General features: G+C 37.0%; 25 protein-coding genes and 1 pseudogene. 13 read left to right on the top strand and 13 right to left on the bottom strand.

Going from position 1 to position 24,883, the window contains the following annotated elements:
- Positions 1-269 precede the first annotated feature (269 nt).
- From gltX to A6M55_RS14865, 4 genes are all read right to left on the bottom strand, one after another.
- Positions 270-1,775 carry a glutamate--tRNA ligase gene (gene gltX / locus A6M55_RS14880; RefSeq protein ID WP_064198334.1) on the bottom strand — a complete coding sequence of 502 codons (1,506 nt, stop codon included), beginning with the start codon at positions 1,773-1,775 and terminating at the stop codon, positions 270-272.
- A 117-nt stretch (positions 1,776-1,892) separates the two neighbouring features.
- Positions 1,893-2,405, bottom strand: coding sequence for a DUF2480 family protein (locus tag A6M55_RS14875; RefSeq protein ID WP_064198333.1), 513 nt, complete (start codon positions 2,403-2,405; stop codon positions 1,893-1,895).
- A gap of 71 nt (positions 2,406-2,476) precedes the next feature.
- A complete protein-coding gene (locus A6M55_RS14870; protein WP_064198332.1) occupies positions 2,477-3,433 on the bottom strand; it encodes a hypothetical protein in 957 nt (318 codons plus the stop codon).
- Positions 3,433-3,768 carry a nucleotide pyrophosphohydrolase gene (locus A6M55_RS14865; protein WP_064198331.1) on the bottom strand — a complete coding sequence of 112 codons (336 nt, stop codon included), beginning with the start codon at positions 3,766-3,768 and terminating at the stop codon, positions 3,433-3,435. The genes A6M55_RS14870 and A6M55_RS14865 overlap by 1 nt, the downstream gene beginning before the upstream one ends.
- 223 nt (positions 3,769-3,991) lie before the next feature.
- Here A6M55_RS14865 and A6M55_RS14860 point away from each other — a divergent pair, with 223 nt between their 5' ends.
- The 8 genes from A6M55_RS14860 to A6M55_RS14825 all read left to right on the top strand — a co-directional run bounded on the left by A6M55_RS14860 (position 3,992) and on the right by A6M55_RS14825 (position 11,470).
- Positions 3,992-5,014: a M28 family peptidase gene (locus A6M55_RS14860; RefSeq protein WP_064198348.1), complete on the top strand. Its 1,023-nt coding sequence runs from the start codon at positions 3,992-3,994 to the stop codon at positions 5,012-5,014.
- Positions 5,015-5,198: 184 nt separating this feature from the next.
- A complete protein-coding gene (locus A6M55_RS14855; RefSeq protein ID WP_015028316.1) occupies positions 5,199-6,269 on the top strand; it encodes a branched-chain amino acid aminotransferase in 1,071 nt (356 codons plus the stop codon).
- Between the two features lie 335 nt (positions 6,270-6,604).
- Positions 6,605-7,579 (top strand): polyprenyl synthetase family protein, encoded by a 975-nt coding sequence (locus A6M55_RS14850; protein ID WP_064198330.1) that lies wholly within the window; start codon positions 6,605-6,607, stop codon positions 7,577-7,579.
- Positions 7,579-8,283, top strand: a complete 705-nt coding sequence (locus A6M55_RS14845; protein WP_305953144.1) for a rhomboid family intramembrane serine protease — start codon at positions 7,579-7,581, stop codon at positions 8,281-8,283. Before A6M55_RS14850 ends, A6M55_RS14845 begins: the two co-directional genes overlap by 1 nt.
- A gap of 4 nt (positions 8,284-8,287) precedes the next feature.
- Positions 8,288-9,127 carry a LytTR family DNA-binding domain-containing protein gene (locus A6M55_RS14840; protein ID WP_064198329.1) on the top strand — a complete coding sequence of 280 codons (840 nt, stop codon included), beginning with the start codon at positions 8,288-8,290 and terminating at the stop codon, positions 9,125-9,127.
- A gap of 149 nt (positions 9,128-9,276) precedes the next feature.
- Entirely contained in the window at positions 9,277-9,711 is a 435-nt protein-coding gene (locus A6M55_RS14835; RefSeq protein ID WP_015028312.1) for a DUF2141 domain-containing protein, read from the top strand.
- A 29-nt stretch (positions 9,712-9,740) separates the two neighbouring features.
- The gene (locus A6M55_RS14830; RefSeq protein WP_064198328.1) at positions 9,741-10,496 is read left to right on the top strand and encodes a hypothetical protein; all 756 of its coding nucleotides are present in this window, start codon (positions 9,741-9,743) and stop codon (positions 10,494-10,496) included.
- 125 nt (positions 10,497-10,621) lie between these two features.
- A complete protein-coding gene (locus tag A6M55_RS14825) occupies positions 10,622-11,470 on the top strand; it encodes a methylated-DNA--[protein]-cysteine S-methyltransferase (protein WP_015028310.1) in 849 nt (282 codons plus the stop codon).
- Between the two features lie 205 nt (positions 11,471-11,675).
- Here the strand turns inward: A6M55_RS14825 and A6M55_RS14820 are convergent, their stop codons facing one another.
- Positions 11,676-12,356, bottom strand: coding sequence for a 2OG-Fe(II) oxygenase (locus A6M55_RS14820; RefSeq protein WP_229235546.1), 681 nt, complete (start codon positions 12,354-12,356; stop codon positions 11,676-11,678).
- A gap of 185 nt (positions 12,357-12,541) precedes the next feature.
- On the opposite strand from A6M55_RS14820, the gene A6M55_RS14815 reads away from it, so the two are divergent.
- The 5 genes from A6M55_RS14815 to tpiA all read left to right on the top strand — a co-directional run bounded on the left by A6M55_RS14815 (position 12,542) and on the right by tpiA (position 16,494).
- Positions 12,542-13,030, top strand: coding sequence for a MarR family winged helix-turn-helix transcriptional regulator (locus A6M55_RS14815; RefSeq protein ID WP_015028308.1), 489 nt, complete (start codon positions 12,542-12,544; stop codon positions 13,028-13,030).
- A gap of 78 nt (positions 13,031-13,108) precedes the next feature.
- Positions 13,109-13,600, top strand: coding sequence for a GNAT family N-acetyltransferase (locus A6M55_RS14810; protein WP_064198326.1), 492 nt, complete (start codon positions 13,109-13,111; stop codon positions 13,598-13,600).
- A 7-nt stretch (positions 13,601-13,607) separates the two neighbouring features.
- Positions 13,608-15,053, top strand: coding sequence for an aminotransferase class I/II-fold pyridoxal phosphate-dependent enzyme (locus A6M55_RS14805; RefSeq protein ID WP_064198325.1), 1,446 nt, complete (start codon positions 13,608-13,610; stop codon positions 15,051-15,053).
- A gap of 12 nt (positions 15,054-15,065) precedes the next feature.
- Positions 15,066-15,536: a GNAT family N-acetyltransferase gene (locus tag A6M55_RS14800; protein ID WP_064198324.1), complete on the top strand. Its 471-nt coding sequence runs from the start codon at positions 15,066-15,068 to the stop codon at positions 15,534-15,536.
- 196 nt (positions 15,537-15,732) lie between these two features.
- Positions 15,733-16,494 (top strand): triose-phosphate isomerase, encoded by a 762-nt coding sequence (tpiA, locus tag A6M55_RS14795; RefSeq protein WP_064198323.1) that lies wholly within the window; start codon positions 15,733-15,735, stop codon positions 16,492-16,494.
- Between the two features lie 228 nt (positions 16,495-16,722).
- Here the strand turns inward: tpiA and A6M55_RS14790 are convergent, their stop codons facing one another.
- The 8 genes and pseudogenes from A6M55_RS14790 to A6M55_RS17595 all read right to left on the bottom strand — a co-directional run.
- On the bottom strand, positions 16,723-17,313 hold the full coding sequence (locus tag A6M55_RS14790; protein ID WP_064198322.1) for a YdeI family protein: 591 nt from the start codon (positions 17,311-17,313) through the stop codon (positions 16,723-16,725).
- Between the two features lie 51 nt (positions 17,314-17,364).
- Complete coding sequence (locus A6M55_RS14785) at positions 17,365-20,406, bottom strand: efflux RND transporter permease subunit (protein WP_064198321.1); 3,042 nt, start codon at positions 20,404-20,406, stop codon at positions 17,365-17,367.
- 49 nt (positions 20,407-20,455) lie between these two features.
- Positions 20,456-20,818, bottom strand: coding sequence for a four helix bundle protein (locus A6M55_RS14780; RefSeq protein WP_064198320.1), 363 nt, complete (start codon positions 20,816-20,818; stop codon positions 20,456-20,458).
- Positions 20,819-20,838: 20 nt separating this feature from the next.
- Entirely contained in the window at positions 20,839-21,882 is a 1,044-nt protein-coding gene (locus A6M55_RS14775) for an efflux RND transporter periplasmic adaptor subunit (protein WP_064198319.1), read from the bottom strand.
- A gap of 76 nt (positions 21,883-21,958) precedes the next feature.
- A complete protein-coding gene (locus tag A6M55_RS14770; protein ID WP_064198318.1) occupies positions 21,959-23,305 on the bottom strand; it encodes a TolC family protein in 1,347 nt (448 codons plus the stop codon).
- Positions 23,306-23,441: 136 nt separating this feature from the next.
- A complete protein-coding gene (locus tag A6M55_RS14765; protein ID WP_015028298.1) occupies positions 23,442-23,876 on the bottom strand; it encodes a PaaI family thioesterase in 435 nt (144 codons plus the stop codon).
- Between the two features lie 10 nt (positions 23,877-23,886).
- The gene (locus A6M55_RS14760) at positions 23,887-24,513 is read right to left on the bottom strand and encodes a TetR/AcrR family transcriptional regulator (protein ID WP_015028297.1); all 627 of its coding nucleotides are present in this window, start codon (positions 24,511-24,513) and stop codon (positions 23,887-23,889) included.
- Positions 24,514-24,667: 154 nt separating this feature from the next.
- Positions 24,668-24,883 (bottom strand): annotated as a pseudogene (locus tag A6M55_RS17595) (transposase); the annotation flags it as partial.

The raw sequence follows: 24,883 nt of genomic DNA, 5'->3' as shown, positions 1-24,883 counted from the left end.
TACCATCTTTTTTAATTCAAGTAGTAATTATTGGACACTTATTTTATTGGTATTATTCCGAACGAAAGCAGGATTTCAATAAAAGCGATAAATTATTGCTTGTCTCAATGGTAATTTTACTATTCACTGTTACTCGCAAGCGGTGTAAGTGCGTATTTCTTGATTTCTTTTTGATTAATAATCCTAAGAGCCTGTATAACTTTTTACAAGGTATATATGCTCTTAGGAATAGTTAATTGTATTGATAAAGTAATGATATCAAGGTCGTATTAACCTAATGCTGCAACTGCCTTATCTATTCGGTTGATGACCTCAGTTTTTCCAAGAATCTCCAGAGTAAGCATCAAATCAGGGCCTTTACCTACGCCAGTTATTGCCAGACGGAAGGCTTGCATGACTTTACCTGCTTTAATGCCAGCTGCTTCGAGGGCAGGGAAGATGGTATCATGAATTTGCTGTGCTGTAAAATCGACCTCATTCATAGCAAGAACTGCTTCTTTGATAACACCGATAGCTTTTCGAGCATCATCATTCCATTTTGATTTGGCAACCTCTTCATCATAAATACTCGGAGCTTCAAAAATGAAAGGTACTTCAGTGATGATTTCCTGCGGGAAAGTCACACGGTCTTTCATTAAACTTACCAATTTGGCAGCTAGTTCATCAGATAAATCGGCTTTTGATTCTTTGATAATAGCAACTAATTCTCCTTCAGATTTTGATTTGATATAGTGTTGGTTAAACCATTTGGCTTTATCTATCATGAATCTTGCTCCAGCTTTGTGAATCTTATCTAAACTGAATGATTCGATTAATTCTTCTTTGGTAAAAAACTCTTGTTCAGTACCAGGGTTCCAGCCCAAAAATGCCAAAAAGTTTATAACAGCTTCTGGCAAATAACCATCTTGTTTAAAACCACGTGCTACTTCACCCGTAAATGGGTCAGTCCATTCTAATGGGAAAATCGGGAAATTACCCAATAAGCCATCACGTTTGCTAAGTTTGCCGTTGCCTTCTGGTTTGAGAAGTAAAGGTAAGTGAGCAAACTCTGGAGCTTTCCATCCGAAGGCTTTATATAGTAAAATATGGAGGGGAGCCGATGGCAACCATTCTTCGCCACGAATTACGTGGGTTACTTCCATCAGGTGGTCATCAACGATATTGGCTAAGTGATAAGTAGGCATTCCATCTGACTTTAGCAAAACTTTATCATCAATGGTCGATGAATGTACAACTACCCAGTCACGGATAATATCTTTGAAGCGAATTTCTTCTTTTAAAGGTACTTTCAAACGAATAACGTAAGGGTCGCCGTTGGCAATTCTTGCTTCAACTTCTTCTTTCGGGAGCGTAAGCGAGTTTTTCATTTGCATTCTCGTTACGGCATTGTACGACATATTATCAACCTTTGCTTCTTCCAAACGCTTACGCATTTCTTCTAATTCTTCGGCGGTATCAAAGGCATAATAAGCTTTTCCCTCGGCAAGAAGCTGCTCTGCGTATTGACGATAAATTGGTTTTCTTTCCGATTGACGGTACGGACCATGAGGACCACCCACTCCTTGACCTTCATCAATTTCGATTCCTACCCATTTGAGGGCTTCTAAGATATAATCTTCTGCTCCTGGAACATAGCGAGTTTGGTCAGTATCTTCGATACGGAGCAACATTTTTCCGCCCATTTTACGAGCAAATAGATAATTATACAAAGCAGTACGAACACCTCCGATGTGTAGAGGGCCTGTTGGACTGGGAGCAAATCTTACACGAACCATATTTTTGTAAAACAACTTTCTAAGTTGTTTGAAATCGTAGAAATTAATTAGAAATAAACACAATTCAGAGAATTGTGGTACAAACGGGTCGCAAAATTACAGAAAATTATGCAAGAATTATACTTTTGGTTTTTTATAAAGTGGTACGGTGCTACAAGGCTCACCAAACATGATACTTTGAGCATAAGGACGCAGGCGACGGGTAACTTCTACATACGCACTCGTGGGGACAGCTACTTTGCTACATCCTTTCACAACAACTCTTGTTCCGGCATATTCTTCAAAATTGATTTTTGCTAAGGCTTCTTCATAGAGCTTGGTTTCTAAATCTTGTAGCGTACCGAAGACCACCATGTGGGCATAAGGCTCTAATTGAATGGCTAATAACAAATAGGCCCAAGTGGGTACAATGGCATCTTCAGAGCAAGTAATGGCTACATTTTTACCAGTATATTGGGCCCAGTCGTGGGTTTTTATGAAATCTCTAAAATCTTTTTCTTTCAGAATTAGACCCATGAAAAGATTGTCTTTTAAATCATACACTACACGTTCGCCTGCGTGATAATAATCTTCTAAGTCGAGCGATAGTAGTCCACTTTTAGCAACTCTATTTACTATTGTATCTTCCATTTTACTAATCTTATAACATTAACATTAAGGAAGACTTCCCTTTGAGGGAAGTCTTCCTTAAAACAAATCTCTTATTCAGAAAGTTTAGTATCAATGTTTTGTTTCTCGTCGGTTTTGGGTTCTTGTATCGTTTCTTCTGTAATTTTGTGTTCAATGATTATCGTCTTAGGTGTAAGCGGAATCGGGCGGAGCGAAACAAAATCAAAGGCATTACTCAACTGCCAAATTCGGATAAAAATTCGTCCGAATATAAAAGCTTGCTGCACTACAAACATGAGAATAATCTTAAATCCTGAGGTCATTCCAATGCGACTTTCAATCAACAAATAGATTAAAGAAAGAATTAAACTCAACACCATAACTGCCCAGTAAACTTGCATGGCTTTAAGATTCCTAAAAACATATTCAATGGCTTTCCAAAAAGCTTGAATTGGGTTTAATAATTCATCTCGAAATAGCAAAATTCGGGCGTAGTCACCTACATTTAGCACATAGGTAATATAGAAAAAAGCAAAAGCCATCGGCAGAATCATCCATGCGGCGAAAGTGGGTTCTGTACTTCCTTTAGCTACAGAATCAAATAAACTAAATAGAAGTGCTGAAGCAATGAGTATGATTATTAAACAGAAAATTTGCAGTAAAAATACACCCAAGAATCGTAGGAAATACTGCCAAGAATTTTGCAGAAAGGCCCCTAATCGGAAAGGATTCCGAAGAGCAAATTGACTGATGATACCACCTGCAAATAATACATTAAGTATAGAATATAGCAAAGATAAACCCAAACTTATTGGTAGTATGGGAGTAAGTGATTTTCCATTCTTGTGCATGAAATCGTAGAAAACGGTAAAGTCGAAACCCCCAACTAACTTTTCGAAAGCCAGAGATTGTTGAGACTCAGCCCGAAGAATACTAAAACTCGGAAAAGCAATGATTAGGCCCAAAGCAAAATTAATAAAGAATACTCCCAAAACTACGGGCCAGTTTTGAGCGGTTCGGCGAAATGCTTGGGTCAGGATTGTAAACATTAGTTTGGTGAATTTAGTTTTTCATTGTTTTGATGGCGGTGTAAATCACGTTTAGTTTTCTTCTCTAAGTTCTTTAGAAGAGCCTCTGTTAGGTTGATACCTGTTTGGTTGGCCAAGCAGATAAGCACAAAAAGAACATCGGCCATTTCATCGCCTAAATCTTTGTTTTTATCCGATTCTTTTTCTGATTGTTCGCCGTATCTACGGGCCATGATGCGAGCTACCTCGCCCACTTCTTCCATCAAAATAGCCGTATTGGTCAATTCATTAAAGTATCTAACACCAATGGTCGTAATCCATTCATCAACAATCTTTTGTGCTTCTTCTATAGTCATTTTTATCAGATATTTAGACAATAGATATGAGACAAAAGAAGAAAAATAGCAAGTAAAATTTCCCTTGTTTCTTGTCTGATATCTTGAATTCTATTCCACAAAGCTAATCAAAAAAACGATTCTTGAAATACTTAATTGTGTTGAACGTTAGTAGAAAAGAATCAAAACTTTTAACTTTGCCAGACTTCCATTGGGCGATATTCGTCAACATTTAAAAATTACTATGAATTTATTAAAATACACTTGTTATTTATCAATTTTAGCTATTTCAACAGCATTTGTTGGCTGTAAACAGTCTTCAAGTAGTAGCGAGAGCAGTAGCACAAGCGAAGCAGCCAAGTTGGTAACTGCCCCAGCATTCAATGCCGATACGGCGTATAGCTATGTAGAAAAGCAAGTAAAATTTGGCCCCCGTATTCCAAATTCATCAGCACACGTAAAATGTGGTGATTGGATGGCCAGCGAACTAAAAAAATTAGGCTGTGAGGTTATTGAACAGAAATTTAAGCCTGTAACTTATGATGGAAAAGTATTGAATGCAAGAAATATCATAGGTGTATATAACCCACAAGCTACGAAGCGAATCATATTATCATCACACTGGGATACACGCCCGTTTTCGGATGATGACTCTACTGCGAAGACTAAACCATTCGATTCTGCCAATGATGGTCCGAGTGGAGTAGCAGTAATATTTGAGATTTTACGTACGATTCAAAGCTCAGCACAAAAACCAAATATTGGTATTGATGTAATTTTGTTTGATGTAGAAGATTGGGGCCCACCAAGCGATTATACAAAAGAGGTTACTATTCCTAATCAAGGATGGTTAATGGGTTCAGAGTATTGGTCGAGAAATTTACATCAACCTAATTATTCTGCTTATTTTGGGATTTTGTTAGATATGGTCGGAGCTAAAGGGGCTACTTTTACGAAAGATATGACTTCGATGCAATACGCTCCTGCTGTGATGAACAATGTGTGGGGTATTGCTAGCCAGTTGGGTTACAGCCAATATTTCTTAAACCAAGAATTTGGTAATATTTCAGATGACCACGTACCCGTAAACGTAAATGCGAAGATTCCAATGATTGATATTTGTGATTTACGTCCGACAACGGGTAATACTTTTGGAGATTATCACCACACACAAAAAGACAATCTTTCAATCATTGATAAAGCTACTTTAAAGGCTGTTGGACAGACAGTTTTGCAAGTTTTATACGAGGAAGGTAAGCCTCAATAATAAAAAGATTGTCTTGACAACTATTTTTGCATTTTTCCTTGACACTGTGGTATATTATTTGTTACTTCGCAAGTAGAAATAACTAATACGTCAAATATGGCACACCTGTTGATTATTACAAACAAGTGAGCTGTAGAAAGGCTGGAACAAATTAAATTGCGATTCATTCAAAAACATTTTTGTTATGACAGAAACACTTAACATAGACATTTCGCTGGTTGCAGAGAGCCGTATCAATCAATTTGACCCTAACAACATTGTATTCGGAACAATTTTTACCGACCACATGTTGGTAGCAGATTGTATCAATGGTGTATGGCAAACACCAAAAATTATGCCTTATGGCGATATTAGCTACAATCCGGCATTGGCTACACTTCACTATGGTCAGTCGATTTTTGAAGGAATGAAAGCTTTCAAAAACGATAAAGATGAGGTGTTGATGTTTCGTCCTTTAGAGAACTTCAAACGTTTCAATATTTCAGCAGAACGTATGTGTATGGCACAGGTTCCAGAAGAAATTTTTATTGGCGGTTTGGAAGAATTATTGAAAATTGATGCTGCTTGGGTACCGAAAGGAGAAGACAATTCTCTCTATTTGCGTCCGTTTATGTTCGCAAGCGATGTATATTTAGGTGTTCGTCCTTCGCTAAATTACCGTTTCATGATTATCATGAGTCCAGCAGGTAAATATTACTCGACTCCACCGAAAGTGAAAGTTGAGACTGAATTTATTCGTGCGGCTCCGGGTGGTGTGGGTTATGCAAAATGTGCAGGTAATTATGCAGCGTCGTTGTATCCAGCAAAATTAGCTCAAGAGCAAGGTTATACACAATTGTTGTGGACAGATGCTATCGAACATAAATATTTCGAAGAATCAGGTACAATGAATGTGATGTTTGTGAAAGACGGAAAACTTATTACGCCAAATACAAGCACTACAATCCTGAAAGGTATCACACGTGATACTTTGCTTCAGCTTGCGAAATCAATGGGTATTGAGGTCGAAGAAAGAAGAGTATCGGTTGAAGAAATTATTTCAGGAATCGAAAGCGGAAGTGTAACCGAAGTATTTGGTGCAGGAACTGCCGTAGTGGTTTCGCCATTTGCTGCTATTGGTTTTAATGGTAAAGATTATGTTTTACCAGAAATAACAGCCGATTCAATGTCAACAAGATTGAAAAATGCCTTGAACGATATTCGTACAGGTAAAGTAGAAGATACATTTGGTTGGGTTTGGAATATTCATGCTTGATTTTCCTTTCTCCTCCCCCTCGGCTTCGCTCGGGGAGTGGTACCTTTGTTTAATCTATAAATAAGTATTGAACCAAAATAAAAACGCCACTATAAGAAATTGTAGTGGCGTTTTTGTTGGTTTTCAACACTATTTTTCACAACAGTAAAATTGAATAAGCGTTTAGGTAGAGTGAAATTTTAAACCAAATCCTACTTTAATAAGTTGATATTCAAAGTCTTCTAATTTAATGCCAGCTACTGCTTCATAATTTACTTGATAGTTTTGTTAAGTTTGGCGTTATTTGAAGTTATATTCATCTTTTGAGCGATTATTTAAATTCGTCCCTTGTTTTTATGTCATTAGAAGTTTTTCTGAAAGCAATTCAAACCGAAGTTGCCCAAACTCAATACGGTGAAAGCCCCGTTGAACTCTACGAACCCATTGAATATTTGATGTCGCTTGGCGGGAAAAAAATGCGTCCTTTGCTGACTGTCATGGCCACCAATATTTTTACTGATGATTGGCAAAAAGCACTCAAACCTGCTCTTGGGGTTGAAGTTTTTCACAACTTTACACTCATGCACGATGATATTATGGATGCAGCTCCGCTTCGTAGAGGACAACTAACAGTTCACGAAAAGTGGAATCCGAATGTGGCGATTCTTTCGGGTGATGTGATGCTCGTGTGTGCCTATGAACTCATGACTGCCGTTGATGACAAGATTTTTAAGCATGTAATCAAGAGATTCAACCGTACGGCCGCTGAAGTATGTGAAGGTCAACAATGGGATATGAATTTTGCCACTCGAAATGATGTTACGGAAGAGGAATATATTAACATGATTCGCTTAAAAACTTCGGTTTTATTGGGTTTTGCACTAGAATTAGGTGGTTTAATTGCCGAGGCTGGTGAAGAAGCAACACAACTATTATACGATTTTGGCACTAATATCGGAATCGGCTTTCAGTTAAAAGATGATATCCTTGATGTTTATGGCGACCCTGAGAAATTTGGTAAACAAGTAGGGGGTGATATCATAGAAAATAAAAAAACTTGGCTTTTATTAAAAGCTCTTGAATTAAGTAAGGGTAAAGCCGAAGAGGCCGAACTTCAAAAATGGATTGATGCCAAAGAATTTGATAAAGAAGTAAAAGTGAAGGCCGTGACCGAGATTTATAACTCACTTGGTATTCGTGCATTAGCTGAGGCCCAGATGAACAAATATTTTAATACAGGATTGGCTGATTTAGAAAAACTCAATGCCCCAATTGAACGAAAAACGCCTTTAATTCAGTTAACTAAACAACTAATCGAAAGAGAATCATAATGAAGGAAGCCTTCGCTGGGCAATACTCGCTCAAAGCGAAGGCTTCTTCAGATTTGGAAATAAATAAAATGGAACAAATTTCAGCAAATTTATTAATTGTCTTAGCTACAGTAGGTATTAGTCTTTATGCATTTAACAATTATAGTTTTCTCGAAAACTGGTTAATGCACCCCTATGCCGTCGAACGAAGAAAAGAATACCATCGTTTCATAACCTCTGGTTTTGTTCATGCCGATTATATGCACTTGTTCTTCAATATGTACACCCTTTATAGTTTTGGGGAGTTTATGGAACAAGTATTCATTCAACGCTTCGATGACCCTAAAATTGGTTCGGTAGCTTATGTGCTTTTCTATGTAATTGCTATTGTTGTTTCTGATTTACCGACTTTTGTGAAGCATCGTAAAGATAGTGGGTACCGTTCACTGGGAGCTTCTGGGGCAGTTTCGGCCGTTATATTTGGTACAATTTTATTCATTCCTACGGCTCAATTGGCTATTTTCTTTATACCAATGCCGGCTTTTATATTTGCCATTTTATATTTAGCTTATACTTACTACGAAATGCGTCGCGGAAATGGCTACATCAATCATTCTGCTCACTGGTGGGGAGCTATTTTTGGAATCATCATGATGGTGTTATTATATCCTGAAGTATTACCAAGCTTTATTAGCCAAATTCTTAACTGGCGACCATTTAATTGATTAAATGCTTAAAATTTTACGCCAACCATACCCTTTTGGAGAAAAAACAAAACTCAGCGTACTACTGCAAAGTTTGGGCGAAGGTGCTTTTATTGCATTATTTTTAATCGTATTTCAACCGTTAGGAGTTAGCGAATGGCATGACCCAAATAAGGTTTGGCATTTGATAGGCTTTGGCCTAATTACAACTCTATGCGGACTTATCTTGCGTTTGGGAATTTTTAAAACATTCCCCAAATATCATAATGAAGCATTTTGGAATGTTGGTCGGGAGATTCTTGCAATTATGTTACTAATTCTGATGATTGCATTCGGTAACTTACTGTATAGCAATTTTGCTTTTCATCTAAAAATTAGTTTTGGTACATTCTTTTGGATGTTTATTGGCGTGATGATTATTGGCGTTTTTCCAGCAACTTTTGGAGTAATGCTCAATTATATCGTGCAACTAAAAAAATATACTCAACCAATTGAAGTACATCACCATGCTGAGCCATTCACCCCATCAAGTACGATTAAATTAATTGCTGAAAACGAGAAAGATTTTATAGAGCTTTCGGCTACCAAACTTCTTTACATTGAATCATCTGATAATTACTCGACTATAGTTTTTGAAAAAGAAGGAGTCCTTCAAAAAGAACTTCTCCGTAGTAGCCTCACTCGTCTTGAAGGTCAAATTAATTATCCCAATATTGTTCGCTGTCATCGTTCGTTTATTGTTAATCTTGATAAAGTAGCAAACGTTACGGGCAATGCACAAGGTTATAAACTTCACCTTGAGGTTCCTGCATTACAAGTGCCAGTTGCCCGAAAATATTCTGAAATAGTTGAACGCTTAAAATAAGGCTTTGATATTCATCCCAAAAGCTTGCTATTCTTCCCTGCTTATTGTCAAACTTCCCAAAGTATTGATACACAGCCCTTTCATTTGTGCATTTTTTTGAGCTATTCTACATTTGTGTCAGTCAAATAACACAAAAAAAGATTACTCAAATGAAAACGCTCTTCAAAACAACTATCCTTATTACTTTTTTAACACTAATATCATTTAATATTTTTGCTCAAAGTAAATACAGTGTGGTAGTCACAGTAAAAGGTATTCAACAAAGAACAGGAAAAATTTTTGCTACCATTTCTAATGATGAAAATAGTTTTCCACAAGGTGGAGGAATAAAATCAGCCACTGCCGAATTAACAAAAGAGGGAGAAATAATCTTAAAGTTTGAAGGAATATTGGAAGGTAAATATGCCATTGTTTTATTCCAAGATTTGAACGGTGATAATAAACTCGATATGAATGGACAAATGCCTGCCGAACCTTTTGGTTTTTCAAACCTAACTATGCTTATGGGGCCACCAAATTTCGAGCAATGTGCTTTTGATTTAAACGAAGATAAAAATATTGCTATTAGCTTATTTTCTTTTTAACTATTCATATACACAAAAGATATTTAACAATGGAAACGCTCATTTATAAAGCTTCAACTGCAGTTCATGTATTGTGTGGAATCTTGTCGTTGCTGGCAGGCTTAGTAGCTATGATTACCAATAAAGGGGGAAAGGTACATAATCGCGCGGGAATGGTTTTCTACTGGTCGATGTTTATGATATTTATTACAACAAGTATTTTCTTTATACTTTATCCTACAAACCTAAAATATCAGTTCTTCTTAGGCATAGGCATTGTGAGTTTTTATCCAAATTGGTCGGGCAAGCGTATGTTGGCCATGAAAAAAGGCTTAATTCCTACCTTAACCGATAAAGTAGGTGCTTGGAGTATAGGTATTTCAGGTATTTGTATGTGGGCTTATGGTGTATTTCTAACGATTAATCCTGCCAAACAATTTGGCTCACTTAATATATTATTTTTTATTTTCGGAACAGTAAGTGTTTTGAATGCCTACGGCGACCTTAGATTATACTTAGGCTACGTAAAACCTGAGAAAATGCACTGGTTTTTTGCCCATGCAGGAAAAATGATGGGAGCTTATACCGCTGCAATTACTGCTTTTTGTGTAAATATTGTTCCAAGATTCCTACCTGATAACACCCCAAGTTTCGTGTTTATTCTTACCTGGACAGCTCCCGGTGTCATTCTTGGAATTCTTTCCGCTCGAATTATTAAAAAGTATAAAGTCAAATTTAAAATGGCCGAAAAACCAAGCCTTTCCGCTAAACTTAAACAACTTTTTGCCAAGAAAGAATTAGTTTAAAATCAGTTTTAACACTGGTAAAGTTCAAAACCTTGCCAGCGTTTTACCACTTAACTCCGCAAAAATCAGATTGTAGAATAGCACTATCCACCGTAATTTTGATTCAGAATTTAAAATCATATACAATGGAAGTGTCAGAAATTCAAGAAAATATAGATTTCCGTAGAATTGAAAAAGCTATTCAATTTATTGAAGATAATTTTCAATCTCAGCCAAGTTTGAAAGAAATTGCCGACCATGTAGCCCTTTCCGAATTTCATTTTAATAGACTTTTTAGTAAGTGGGCGGGTACAAGTCCACAACGTTTTATGCGATTTCTCACCAAAGAATTTGCTAAAGAAAAACTGCTCGACAGTGCAAATATTCTTGAGGCTACTTTTGAGTCTGGGTTATCAAGTTCAAGCCGATTACATGATTTATTTGTAACGTATGAAGCGATGACGCCCGCCGAATTTAAAGCCAAAGGTGAAGGGCTGACGGTAAGATACGGAATTCATGAAACACCTTTTGGTGAGTGCCTCATTGCCTTGACTGACCGAGGAATTACTGACTTCCGATTCCTTGAAACAGAAAGCAAAGAGCATATAATAGCCGAACTACAACAAGATTTTGAAAAAGCTAAACTCATTTTTGATAATGACTATACAAAGCCATTAATCGACCAAATTTTCTACTTAAACCAAAGTCAATCAGAGCCAATTACATTGCTTTTACGTGGAACAAATTTTCAGATAAAAGTGTGGGAAGCCCTGCTAAAAATTCCGTTTGGACAAGTCGTAAGCTACGAGACCATTGCCAATGCCATAGGAAAACCCACCGCCCAAAGAGCAGTCGGAACGGCCATTGGAAGTAACCGTTTGGGGTATATCATACCGTGCCATCGGGTGCTACAAAAAGTAGGAGGGATTGGTGGCTACCGTTGGGGAACAACCCGTAAAAAAGCAATTATAGGCTGGGAAATGGCCAAGGCGTAGCACAATTTTCCAAATTGTGTAAATATTCAGAGTAATTAGTTTTATTCATTGCCGTCAGTTTTAACTGAAGGGATAAGAAAGTAAAATAATTGAACTGGCTTTAGCCCAAGCTTTAATTTAAGCTATAAAGCCAATATTGTTTTCTTTTATAGTATCCGTCGGCTAAAGCAGACGGCAATGAATTCTGTTTTTGGCTATTTTAAACTTACTTTGCATCATGAAAAATAATACCCAAATTAATTCTTTTTCCGCTTCGGATTTCACTCACACCGTGCCGCATCGAAGTTCGATAATACCCACGAGTACCCAATGTGGGTCGAAAATTAGTGGTAAAAATCACTGCATCACCTTTATTTGCTTGTAAAACAATTCCTTTCGACTGCATTCTTGGCCTATTTTCGAGCATTAAAAACTCTCCTCCCGTATAATCTACATTGGCTTGACTTAGAAAAAAGACCACTTGAAAAGGGAAATATACTTCTCCGTATAAATCTTGATGCAAAGCATTCCAGTCGCCTTTTTCATATTTCAAAATCAATGGTGTTGGTCGGTTTTGGTCATTTTGGTGGCATTCATTTAATAATTCACCGAGTGTTGGTGGAAAATGCTTATCAATACCTAATTTAATCATCCATTCGTTGGCTATTGGAGCCAAAACTTCATAGAACTGCTGGCGTAGTTGTTCGATTATCTGAGGCAGTGGATATTTAAAATACTTGTATTCTCCACTCCCAAATTGGTAGCGTTTCATGTTTATTAAGCTTCTGTATAGCTTTGAATCATCATAGTTTTGAGCCAATTCGTTACAAATTTCATCGGTTACAACGTTTGTGAGCAAAGCATATCCATTTTCATTTAGGCTTCGTGCCATCGAGTCAGTATTCATTTTTTCGAGCATAATTCTTTTAATATATTTTTTACAAAAATCTCCTAAAAATCAGCCCCTAACCACCCGAATATTGCTCAATTCAAAGCAATATTCAGCTTGAATACTGAAAAAATTAAGGCTTATTTTGAAATATAAAAAATTAGGTTTTAATTTACGTAATCAATTACGTAATTAATTACACAATGCAAGATGTTTTTTCAAAATTAGGTCCGCTCATTGTTGCCAGTCGACTTAAGCGAATGAGTGATTATATCATGCGTGCGGGTGAAGAGTTTTATCGGAGCAATGGAGTAGAGTTTGAACCCAAATGGTTTCCGCTTTATTATTTGCTTTCGCAAGAAAAGGAGTTGGGAATCATGGATATTGCCCAAAAATTGAATATTTCACACCCTGGCGTGATTCAGTTAGCTAAAGAATTAGAGAAAAAAGGCTGGATAACTTCTACAAAATCGAAAGAAGATGCTCGCAAACGCCTTTTAAAACTAAGCAAAAAAGGCCTCAGTATGTTGCCCCAATTGCAACTCATTTGGGATGATATTAGGGAAGTAAACCGCCAAGTAGTTGAAGCTCAGCCAACTAATATTTTGAAGGCATTGGAAGAAATGGAGGCATATTTTGCAATAAAATCTCACACCGAACGCATGAAAGAATACTTGGAATCAAAAAAGTAGGACAGGTTTTTAACCTGTCGAAGTAATACTGACAGGTTGGAAACCTGTCCTACAAAATAAAATCTAAAAGAAAATTATATGAAAACATCCATTCAAACATATACTGAAAGTTACCAAAAACAGGTAGAAACCTTAGTTTTAGGTGTTCAGAACGATGAATTTGGTTTAGGTTTGACTGCCCAAGACCAACCAGACTTACCCAATATTGCAGAATTTTATAAAAATGGCTGCTTTTGGATTGCTCTTAATAATGAAAATCAAGTGATGGGAACCATTGGTATTGAACCTCTGACTGATGGGCAGGCTGTTCTTCGAAAAATGTTTTTGAATAAATCAATGCGTGGAGATAAAGATGAAAATTTAGCCCAACGATTGTTTGAAACCCTGCTTCAATATGCCAAAGGAAAAGGTTATGAGGCATTGTGGCTCGATACGCCGCCACCGGCAAAGGCGGCTCATAGATTTTACGAGCGAAATGGCTTTGACCTCATGCCCCCCGAAAGTGCACCATCAAGTTATAAATTGCCAAAGATTTCTGGCCTAAAAATTTACCGATTATTGATAAAATAAATGACCTATGAATAATAATACTTTAGATTTTAGTAATGAAGAGTTTGCAAATATCCTCCAAAAAGTATCTGCAATGGTACTAGATAAATATGAGCATTTAGATGAGATAAAAGGGTTTAATGTAAGTTCACAAGAAGAGGTGGAGGGCTGGTTTAATGAACCTTTACCACGAACAGGAAAAGATAGTTTTGAATTACTTGATGAAGTAAAAACCAAGGTTTTTGATAGTGCAACGGGTAATTTAGGTAAAAACATGTATGCCTATGTGATGTCGGGGGGAAATCAAATTTCAACGGTTGCTGAGTTGTTGCTTTCAACTGTAAATCAAAATAATACGAAATGGCATTTGGCTCCTGCTATGACCGAAATCGAAAAACGTGTGATAAAATGGGCAGCCGAAATGATTGATTACACATCAGAAGCAGGCGGTGCAATGGTAAGTGGAGGCTCAGAAGCTAACTTGGCAGGTTTGACTGTGGCAAGAAATATCTTTTTCAAGAAATTTGATATTAAACGCAAAGGTTTATTTGGCGTAAAACCCTTTACCGTTTATTGCTCGACCGAAACACATAATTGTGTAGATAAGAGCTTATCACTCATTGGTATCGGCACCGACCATTTGCGTAGAGTGAAAACCCAAAATGATTTAACGATTGATGTAGAGGCTCTCGAAAATCAGATTAAAGTAGATATTGAACAAGGTTTTCAACCATTTTGTATTGTTGGCAATGCGGGAACTGTAAACACTGGAGCAATTGATGACCTCAATGCGTTGGCCGATATTGCCCAAAAATATCATCTTTGGCTACATATTGATGGGGCTTATGGTGGTTTGGCTTCATCATTGCCCTCATTAAAAGCAAAATATGCTGGTTTGGAGCGAGCCGACTCCGTGGCACTTGATTTCCATAAATGGCTTTATCAACCCTTCGAAATTGGTTGTGTTTTGGTTAGAAATTGGAGAATCATGCGTGATACCTATTACAAAGAAGCCGATTATTTAGCTACCGAACTGCAAGAAAATGCCAATGCTCGATTAGAGTTTAATGAACATTATTTCCAGCTGTCTCGCAATGCCAAAGCATTTAAGGCTTGGATGTCGGTAAAGGCCTATGGTTTTGACCGTATTCAACAAATGATTCAGAAAGACATTGATTTGACCAATTATTTAATCAAACTTGTGGAAGAATCATCCGATTTTGAGTTAAAATCGAAGGCTGATTTGGCGGTTGCTTGTTTTAGATACAAAGGAAATTTAACAGCTGAAGAAGAAATCACGGCATTGAATCAACAACTCATTCCTGCCCTTGAGGCCGACGGACGAGTATTTATTACGAGTACAAAACTCAATGGTGAATTTGTCTTGCGGGCGTGTATTATCAACCACCGTAAAACCGAGCAATCTATCGAGTATTTATTAGATACAATTCGAGATGTAGCAGCAAAATTATAATTTCTGAATCAAATGCAAACAATAGAAATCATAGAACTTGACCCATCAAATGAGACTCATAAACAGGCTTTTAAGCAGATAAATTATGAGTGGATAAAAAAGTATTTTAAGGTTGAACAAGGCGATTTAGACTCGCTCGAAAATCCTGAAAAATATTTTATAAGTACAGGTGGAGCGGTTCTTTTAGCTCGTAGATGTGAAGAATATTTAGGCACTTCTGCACTAAAACCAATAGGTAATGATGCCTACGAACTTTGTAAAATGGGTGTAACCGAGGCTGCAAGAGGCTTGGGAGTTGGCAAGTTGATTGGTGAGGCAATTGTGCAAAAAGCTCGTGATTTAGGTGCAAAGCGTGTTTATCTCGAAACCAATTCGACGCTTGCTCCTGCATTGGCTTTGTATAAAAAACTGGGTTTTAGTAGGATAGAAAACTTTACCTCGCCTTATGAGCGTGCTGATGTAGCTATGGAAATTTGGTTATAGCACAATTCTCTGAATTGTGCTATAATCAAACAATTTAGAAAATTGTTTTACCCAACAAATAAAAAAACAAGTATCTTTGCGAGGCTATTTAAGAAAAATAGGTTTTTAAATAGTTTACAATCAATTAGTTGAAAATATAATGTCGATAGTTATAGATAGTCTATCGGCTAGAAATTAACCAAAGATTCTAAGAGCAATGAGAAAAAAAATCGCCGCTGGTAACTGGAAAATGAACAAAACTTTTGAAGAAGGTCAAATCTTACTTTCAGAAGTAGTAAATATGGTAAAAGACGAGGTAACAAACCCTAATGTACAGGTGATTGTTTGTGTACCTGCTCCTTATTTAAGCTCTTTCGGAAAAATGATTGATACGCCAAAAGTTGCTTTAGGTGCACAAAACTGTTATCCGAAGGCTTCGGGGGCATATACAGGTGAAGTTTCTGTTCCGATGTTGAAATCGGTAGGCGTAAGCTACATCATCATTGGTCACAGCGAGCGTCGTCAATATTTCAATGAATCAGATGCATTTTTGGCTGAGAAAGTAGATGCTATTTTAGCAGAAGGTCTTACGCCAATCTTCTGTTGTGGCGAAACTTTAGAGCAACGCAATGAAGGTATTCATTTCGATTTCGTTTGTGGTCAGATTACAAACAGCCTTTTCCACTTATCGGCTGAAGATTTGAAGAAGACCGTGATTGCTTACGAACCAATTTGGGCTATCGGTACTGGCGTAACGGCATCGAACGACCAAGCACAAGAAATGCACAAAGTTTTGAGAGACCATCTAGCATCAAAATATGGCCAAGAAGTAGCAGATGAAATTTCTATCCTTTATGGTGGAAGCGTAAACGGAGCCAATGCTCAAGAACTTTTCGCTTGTCCAGATGTTGATGGTGGTTTAGTTGGTGGTGCTTCTTTAAAATCAAGAGAGTTTACAAATATTGCAAAGTCATTCTAAGACTAATCAATAAATAAGAATGGATAATTGAAAATTTAAGTGCTACAAAACAGTATCTTAATATTTACAATTATCCATTTTTTATTAGAGAACGTTCCTATTTGTTGAATACCTACGGCATTCTAAACATACTTTTTTGGTTTTATACAACCAATATGAAAGTCCTACGGACTAAATGGTTTAAAACTAAACTACTTTTTTTACATTAAATAAATTGATGTTTATTATCTAAACCTTTGGTTTATACTGATTTGCTCGTTCGTTTTTTTCGGCTAAACTTACAATTTCCTCAATACGTTTTTGGCGAGTCTCTGCTTGTTTGGCATTAAGAAGCCACTCTAAAATTCCTCGTTTTACCGAACGCGGAAAAGCTTCAAAATAACCTTTAGCAGTTGGATTTTGGTCTAATTTTTCTTGCAAATCGGACGGACTGATGAGATTTTCAACATCATCTAAAGCTGTCCAAGTACCTATCTCTTTCGCAATTTCAACCATTTTTAGGCCAGCTTCGGCCATTAAGCCTTCGCTAAGGAGTTTTTCAACTTTTGCTTTATTTATTCTGCTCCAGTTGCTTTTGGGGTTTCTTTTGGCAAAAAACTGATAATAAAACTCATCGTTTCCTTTCTTAATTGAGCTATCTACCCACCCAAAGCACAGGGCTTCATCAACTGCTTCATCATAATAAACGCTGGGTGTTTGACTTTGTTTTTTATATATTTTTATCCAAATATTCTTTTCAGAAGCGTGGTTTTCTATCAACCAACTTCTCCATGCGTTTCGGTTTTCAAGATAAATACTTTTGAAATCTTCGTTTTCCATGAAAATTTAATATTTATTTCAAAATATATAAAAAACTTTTCATTTTGAATATTATTTCAAACTTGGTGGAAGTAATTTATACATCACTGGTGTAACAATTCTGGTTAGAATCAATGATGAAATTAAACCCCCAACAATTACTAAAGCCAGCGGCGAGTAAAGCGGCGAATGCTCCATAATGAGCGGAATCATACCTCCAATGGCGGTCATAGTTGTTAGTACAATTGGTATAAATCGCGTTTCGCCCGCTTCTTCGATAGCTTCATCAATCGAAAGTCCATTTTCTTTACGCAGATAATTGGTATAATCTACGAGTAAAATAGAGTTTTTTACCTCAATACCCGCCAGAGCGATGATACCTACGATTGCCGTAAATGAAAGGGAGTTTCCGGTAAATAATAAAATTAAAATTGCTCCAATTAAGCCCAATGGAATAACCGAAAGTACAATAAGCGTACTTTTAAAGGTTTTAAATTCAAGAATCAGAATGGCAATAATACCAAAGATTGTGATAATGATGATTGTGCCAAGTCCACCAAAAGTTTCGGCCGAACGCTCTACTTCCCCTGCCATTTTTATTTCATAGCCCTTTGGTAATTTTACTTGTTTGAGTTTTTCAACAGCTTCTTTCGTTACTTCTGGTGTAAGAAAACCACTCTTAATAAAGGCCGAAACCGTAGAATAACGCTCACGGTCATAGTGATTAATTCGATTTGGTGAAGTTTCAAAACCCACTGTGGCCAATTGGCTCAAAGGCACAAGTGTTCCCATTTGGTTAGTAACAAATACCTTAGAAAACACATCCATGCTTGGGCGTTCATTTCTTGGTAAACTTACATTAAGATTCATCTCTTCACCATCTTTTTCTTTGTAAATCCCAAGATTCACACCAGCAATACCCATCCTGATAGTACGGTCAATATCAGCCGTTGGAATGCCCAACATACCTGCTTTATCTTTATTGATATTTACACGTAAATCTACATTTTGTGCAGAAAGTGGGTTATTTACGTAAATTGTACCTTTGGTTTCTTTGAATACTTTTTCAACTTTTGCCGAAATAACACGTAATGAGTCAAGATTTTCACCCATGATTCTCACAGCCAATGGTGCCTCGAATGGAGCTCCTTGCTCAAACTGAATCACACGAATTTTTGCTCCTGCATAAGAATCAAAGGTAGCACGAAGTTTATCAATAAATTGCTCACGCTCAGGCACTTCTACATGATCTTGTAGTTGTACGAAAAGTTGCGAATAATTCGATAAAGTTCCACCGATAGGCAAAGTATTGTAATAAATTCGAGGGTTAGATTTTCCAACGTTAGTGGCAAAATTCTTGACAATCTTATGTTTTAATAATTCATTTTCTACAAAACGAGCTGCTTGATTGGTTTCTTGGAGTGTTGTACCGAGTGGAGTTTCGATATTAATCAAAAATTGAGGTTTCTCTGAACGTGGAAATACACTCGTACCAACGACAGGAATAAGGGCTAAGCTTCCTCCAAAAATCAAAAGTGCAATCAATAAAGCTGTTTTGGGGTATTCAAGTGCTTTGTGCAGAACCTTACGGTATGAACCTTCAATACCTTTTTTCATCAAACGAAGTACGATATTTTCGCCGTGTTCTTCACGAGGCATGAGTAAACTCGCTAAAAAAGGAACAATCGTAAGCGAAACAAAAAGCGATGCAATAATGGTCATGATGACAGCCATCGGTAGGCTTCGAATAAAATCTCCAGCCGATTCTGGTAAAAAGCAAAGGGGTAAGAAGGCGAAAATCAATGTTGCCGTACAGCCTAAGACCGCTAAGCTAATTTGTTTGGTGGCTTCAATGGCCGCTTGCTGGCGTGGCATACCTGTGCGTAAGAAACGAGCAATATTTTCAACTACCACAATAGAGTCATCAACCAATAAGCCAAGGGCAATCACAAGCCCTACTACACTCAATTGGTTGATGCCAAAGCCAGCCAAATCGAGCATCGTAAGCCCCATTGCCAACGATAATGGAATAGAAATCATTACGATAATGGCCGGACGGATACCCAGTGGAATAAGGGTAATGAGCACCAAAAGAATAGCAATTCCGAAGTCACGAGCTAAACCAAAAAGGCGGTGTGAAACACTTTTTACTTGGTCAAAACTTTGTTCGAATCGCATATCGACTGGTAAACTTTTGGCAAAATCATCAATAATTGGTCGAATTTGATCGCCCGTTGTAAAAATATTGCTTCCATCTTTCATGGTTGCCGTCACGAAAACGGCACGTTTACCATTTAAACGACCCAAGTAAGTTTCTTCTTCATAATCGAATTTTACATCGGCTACATCTCGAAGATAAGTAACGGTCGTGCCTGATGAACTTACGATGGTATTCTTTATTTCTTCAATATTTTCATAACTTCCCGAGGTTTTTACGCTGAATTTACGACTACCGATTTCTATATTTCCCGCAGGAATATTCGCATTTTCGGACTGAATAGAACCTAAAACTCGATTTAACGGAATTCTGAACTGAGCCATTTTATCCAAATTCACCGAAATCGTGATTTGTTGTTTCGGGAATGCCCAGATTTCAGCCGTTTTGATTGATTTTACTTTCAAAAGTTTATCTTTCAATCTATCAGCTTCTTTTTCCAAATCTTTGTACTGAGCAGTTTCCGACATTACAGCACATTGGATAATATTTACACCCTCGGGCGTAAAGCGGAGTACATCCATGCTATAAATATCCGAGGGAAGCTTCGAACGAATGGCGTTTAATTCACGCACAACTTCATTGTATTTTTCTTCAGAATTAATAGAATGGACAAACTCCAAACGAACTTGTGCAACCCCCTCATCAGCAGTAGAAATAACTTTCTTAATATCGCTGATTTCAGACATTTTATCTTCAATTGGGTCAACGATAAGTTTCTCCATATCGGCAGGCGAAGTACCAGGGTAAACTACCACGATACTATTAAAAGTTGCCTTCAAAGCGGGGTCTTCTGCTTTGGGCATATTGAGCAAAGAACTCACACCAATGGCCATAATCATGATGAAGATGATAATAGTGAATTGGTAGTTCTTAACAGAAAAGTCGACTAAACGCATGGTTTTAATGTATAATGAAGAATGTAAAATGTATAAAATACCATTGCTACTATTCTTTTGATGATTTTAATATTGCTGTTATTATTTTCTGTAATTCCTCAACATCATTTTTGAGTGAAATAAACATGTTTTCATCCAAATATTCTGAAGCATAGAGCAAGCGAATCCAGTATTTAGTTTCTTTTGCTTCTTTTAAGCAAATACCAAACTTTGCGGAAAATTCTTTTTTCGAATATGCACTATCAGCTTCTTCAGCATTCGCACCTATTGATGTCCCACTTCTCAGTAATTGTTTTGCTAAGGGTAAGACTTCAGAATGATTTTTGTAAAACCATTTATATAGTTTTACTATACGCACTGAAAAAGCAAAAGACTTTTCTAAAATGATATTTGGCTTATTTTCTTGACCCATTTTGCATTATGAATTTTACATTATTCATTATGATTTATTTTAACCTTCGCTTTATCGGTCAGAAAATTTGCTCCTTTGGTTATGATTTGCGTGCCCTCAGTTATGCCAGACGTTATGGCTACGTTACTTCCGAAAATATGGCCAATTCTTACAGGTGTTTTATTGACAGTTTGGTTTGGATTGAGAGTGAAGACAAAAGCTTTGTCTTTGTCGGCTTCAACTAATGCCTCAATCGGCACGGATAATGTGGCTGCTCCTTTGGCTGAAGAAATTTCTGCTTTAGCCACAAAACCCGAAATTAATTTTTTACCATTCGGGGTGAGTTGTAATTCTACTTCAAATGTGCCAGTAGCAGGATTGACTGTTTGAGCAATTTGGGTTACGCGTGCATGGAATGGCTCATTGGGGTAGGCATCGAGATAAACTGTTGCAGCATCGCCGAGCTTTACCTTTACTACATCTCTATCGGCTAAACCAACATTTACGAGGTAGGCACTTTCGCCAGTACCAAGAATAAAGGCAGGAGCAAATGGAGTGATAAGCTCGCCTTGTTCAGAAATTTTTCTAAGAATACGGCCACTTGTTGGGGCATAAATTCTCGATAATTTTTGGTTAAACTCAGCTACTTGCACACTCTGTTTGGCTACATCATAGCCTGTTGTGGCATCTTGCACGTTGGTGAGGGTAGCGGCTTCATCGGCATAAAGTTTTTTGACTCTTTCTAAATCTCGTTCAGATTTTTCTAAGCCTAATTTTGCTTGACGAACCTGTGCATCAATTTCAGATAAATCAAGTTCAGCTAATAGTTGACCTTCTTTCACGAATTGTCCTTCTTGTACATATACTCGACGAATCATGCCACCTGTTTTAAAGGCTAGTTTCATTTCAGATTTTGATGAAAGTACACCACTGGCAATGATGGGTTCGCTCAACGATTTTTTGCTTACAGGCTGAACTTCAACCGTGAGAGTTTCGTCGGTTTCTTCTTTTTTGGTTTCTTGTTTTTTTCCACAAGAAATGGCCAAAAGTGCGATTGTAGTTGTTAATAAAATATAATTTTTCATAGATTTTATTTTTGTTCGAATCCTAGTTTTTCAATTTTTTTAATCCAATTTTCTCGGTATGAGTCTTTCGATAAATTTACTTTACCGCTCCAACTTTATCCAAATTCGCTTGCTTTAAAAGTATATCATATCGAGCTACTGACTCTTGCAAACGAGCGGTGATAACTTCATTCGAGGCACGTAAATACTCAATCATGATCGCCTGCCCGTTTCGGTATCTGCTTTCTACTACCTTAAAATATTTCTCAGCTTTCAGGGTTCCTTCTTTGGCGGTATTTAAGGCTTTTTTGGAAGCTTCTAACTCAAAATATGCCTGAGAAACTTGCAATTGTATTTGTTTTTGTACTTCCTCGAACTTTGTATCGAGTATGTTTTTTTGAATTTTGGCTTGCTGTATTTTTGATTTTTTCTCGTAGCCATGATAAATATCCCAACTTAGGCCAATTTGTCCTAAAATGTAAGCTTGGTCTTTGAATGTATAGCCAAAACCCTGAAAACCCGTACTTCCACCTACAAATACTTGCGGACGGAGGGCATTCATTTCTTGTAATTTAATGGCTGTTTCACTAACTTTTATGTTTGTGCGTAACATGTTCAGTTCTTGTCGATTACTGAGAGCATCTTCTTTAAGTTGGGGTAGGGCGGCTGTTTGTCCGATTTTATTTACTAAATTGGTATCAGCAACTATTTCAGTCATTAATTCTCGATTCATCAAATAATTCAAGAAAACCTTTACTGTTTCTCTATTCTTTTCCAAAACGGCCACTTGCTGGTCGAGTTTACTTACTTCATATTCAGCCGAATAGATGACATCTTTGGTGGCCACATTATTGCCCACTAATTTTTCATTGAGTTTCACAAAATCAGTGAGGAGGTTTCTTGAGGCATCAAAGATTTTTTGTGCTTCAAGTGTTTGCAGATACTGCAAATAAGCGGTAGTGATACTGTATCGAATTTCGTTTTCTAAAATTCTTTTTTTGGCTTCTTGTGCAGTTAGTAAATCTCTCTGAATAAGTAGGTTATAGCGAATATCAGTATTGAAAATAGGATATTGAAAATTAAACTTTGTATCATGAAAATTATTAGGTGCTAATAATTGATTCACGTTTTCTACCTGCGGGAAATTGTTTGTTTTGGTAAGTTGATTGAGTGTTGAATAAACTGGATTTAGTAAATCTCCAATCGGGAAAGATAATTTTCTACCACCCGCAGCTAAGGTGTAATTCGGATTGAAAGTAAGCTTAGGCATAAAGTTCGCTTTGGCTTGGTTGATATTTTCAAGCGATTTCTCGATTTCGAGGCGTTCTTGCTTCAAGCCTAAGTTTTGTTTTAAACCTTCTTGAATGTATGATTCAAGTATAGGGGAGGTTTGTGCTGCCGCGGCCAATGGAAATAATAGATAAAATAAAAATAGCTTTTTCATAGGATAAAATCACCTTCTAAGAGGCTTTTAGTTAATTTTAGCTTTATTAGCCACCATTAATCAATTATTAGTTTCTGAACACTGTTAAGTAGAAGTTTCAAAAAAAAGGGCCTGACTAAGGCCTGACCCCAAATTCTTATACTTTTATACTAGTGGCAACTAAGTTTGAACTACATTGTGCCAATAGTTTTTGTTGTGCATTACGTGCTTCACATACGACATTTACTACTGTTTTTCCTGCTCTAATAATTTTCGATTTCACGAAAATACTTTCTCCAACTTGGGCAGGTAAGAGGTAATCGACATTGAGGTTGATAGTAGAGTAAAAGTTTTCTTTACCAAGTGAAAAGACTGTCATTCCCATCACATCATCAAGCATTGACGCCATTGTTCCCCCGTGTAAGATTCTACCAGGATTAGTCATCTCTTCACGAACGGTAAATTCTACTATTAAAGAGCCTTCTTCTGCTGAAATTAGCTTGCCGTTTAGCCATCTACCTAGCGGAGATGGACTTACTTCTGAGGCATTTTTCCCGATGTGTTGTTTAAAAAATTCTAAAGCGTGGTTCATTATTTGGTTCTTATTTGCGTTTGTATGTTTTTACCATTTCAACAAATCGGTCATAGACTTCTTCTAGAAGTTGAATACGGCGTTCTTCTGGAAAAATCATGGTTCGGCGGCGTAAATGTAAGGTTGCAAGGCCATGTACTAAACTCCACATCATGACCGAAACGGTCTCGACATTTTCACCAGCGAAATACCCTGCTTGCATGCAATCTCCTACCACTAATTTAAGTGTATTAAATGCTCGTTCGCCGTCACACCAAATTTCATCTCTGCATTCGAGGGTTTCCATGGGGGCGGTCATCACAAACATTAAATCATACAATTCGGGGTTTTCAAAGGCGTATTTGAGGTAACTTTTCCCTAATGAAATTAAGCGTTCGAAAGGGTCAGTTTCTACGCCAATACCTGCTTGCATAGCATGCATGAGAGCGTTGAAGGCATCTACATGCAAGGCAAAAAGAATTTCATTTTTATCTTTGAAATAAAGGTATATTGTACCCGCACTATACTCAATTACTTCAGCAATATTACGGATGCTGGTTTTTTCGTAGCCTTGTTCCAAAAATAGTTTTTGAGCGGCGGCTAATATTTGCCGCCTCATTTCTACTTTTTCTCTTTCTTTTCTATCTGCAACACCCATGGAGCTATACTATTCTTTAATTAACGATGCAAATAAAATGAACGGTGTTCAGAAAAACAAATTATTTTAAATAAAATGTGGTCCACTTCAAAAGTGAACCACATTTTATTTAAAAACTGCCATATTTTTATTTAGGACTTTCGCTTGGAGATATTTAAAGAGCTTGAATTTTCGGTTTTCTTAATTGCATTTTCAAAAAATCTGTAAATACTCCACTTCTAATTTGATATAAAGATTGATTAAGTTCTTTGGCTTTTATTTTAAGAGATAACCAAGCATGATAACAACAAGCTAAGTGGTTTCTTTGTGAACGAGCAGCACGACACTGGCATTTTTCAGAACCAGTTAGTTGTTTATACGCTCTGTGAAA

The organism is Emticicia sp. MM (genome assembly GCF_001649495.1).
This window is presented reverse-complemented; position numbering and strand designations above follow the sequence as displayed.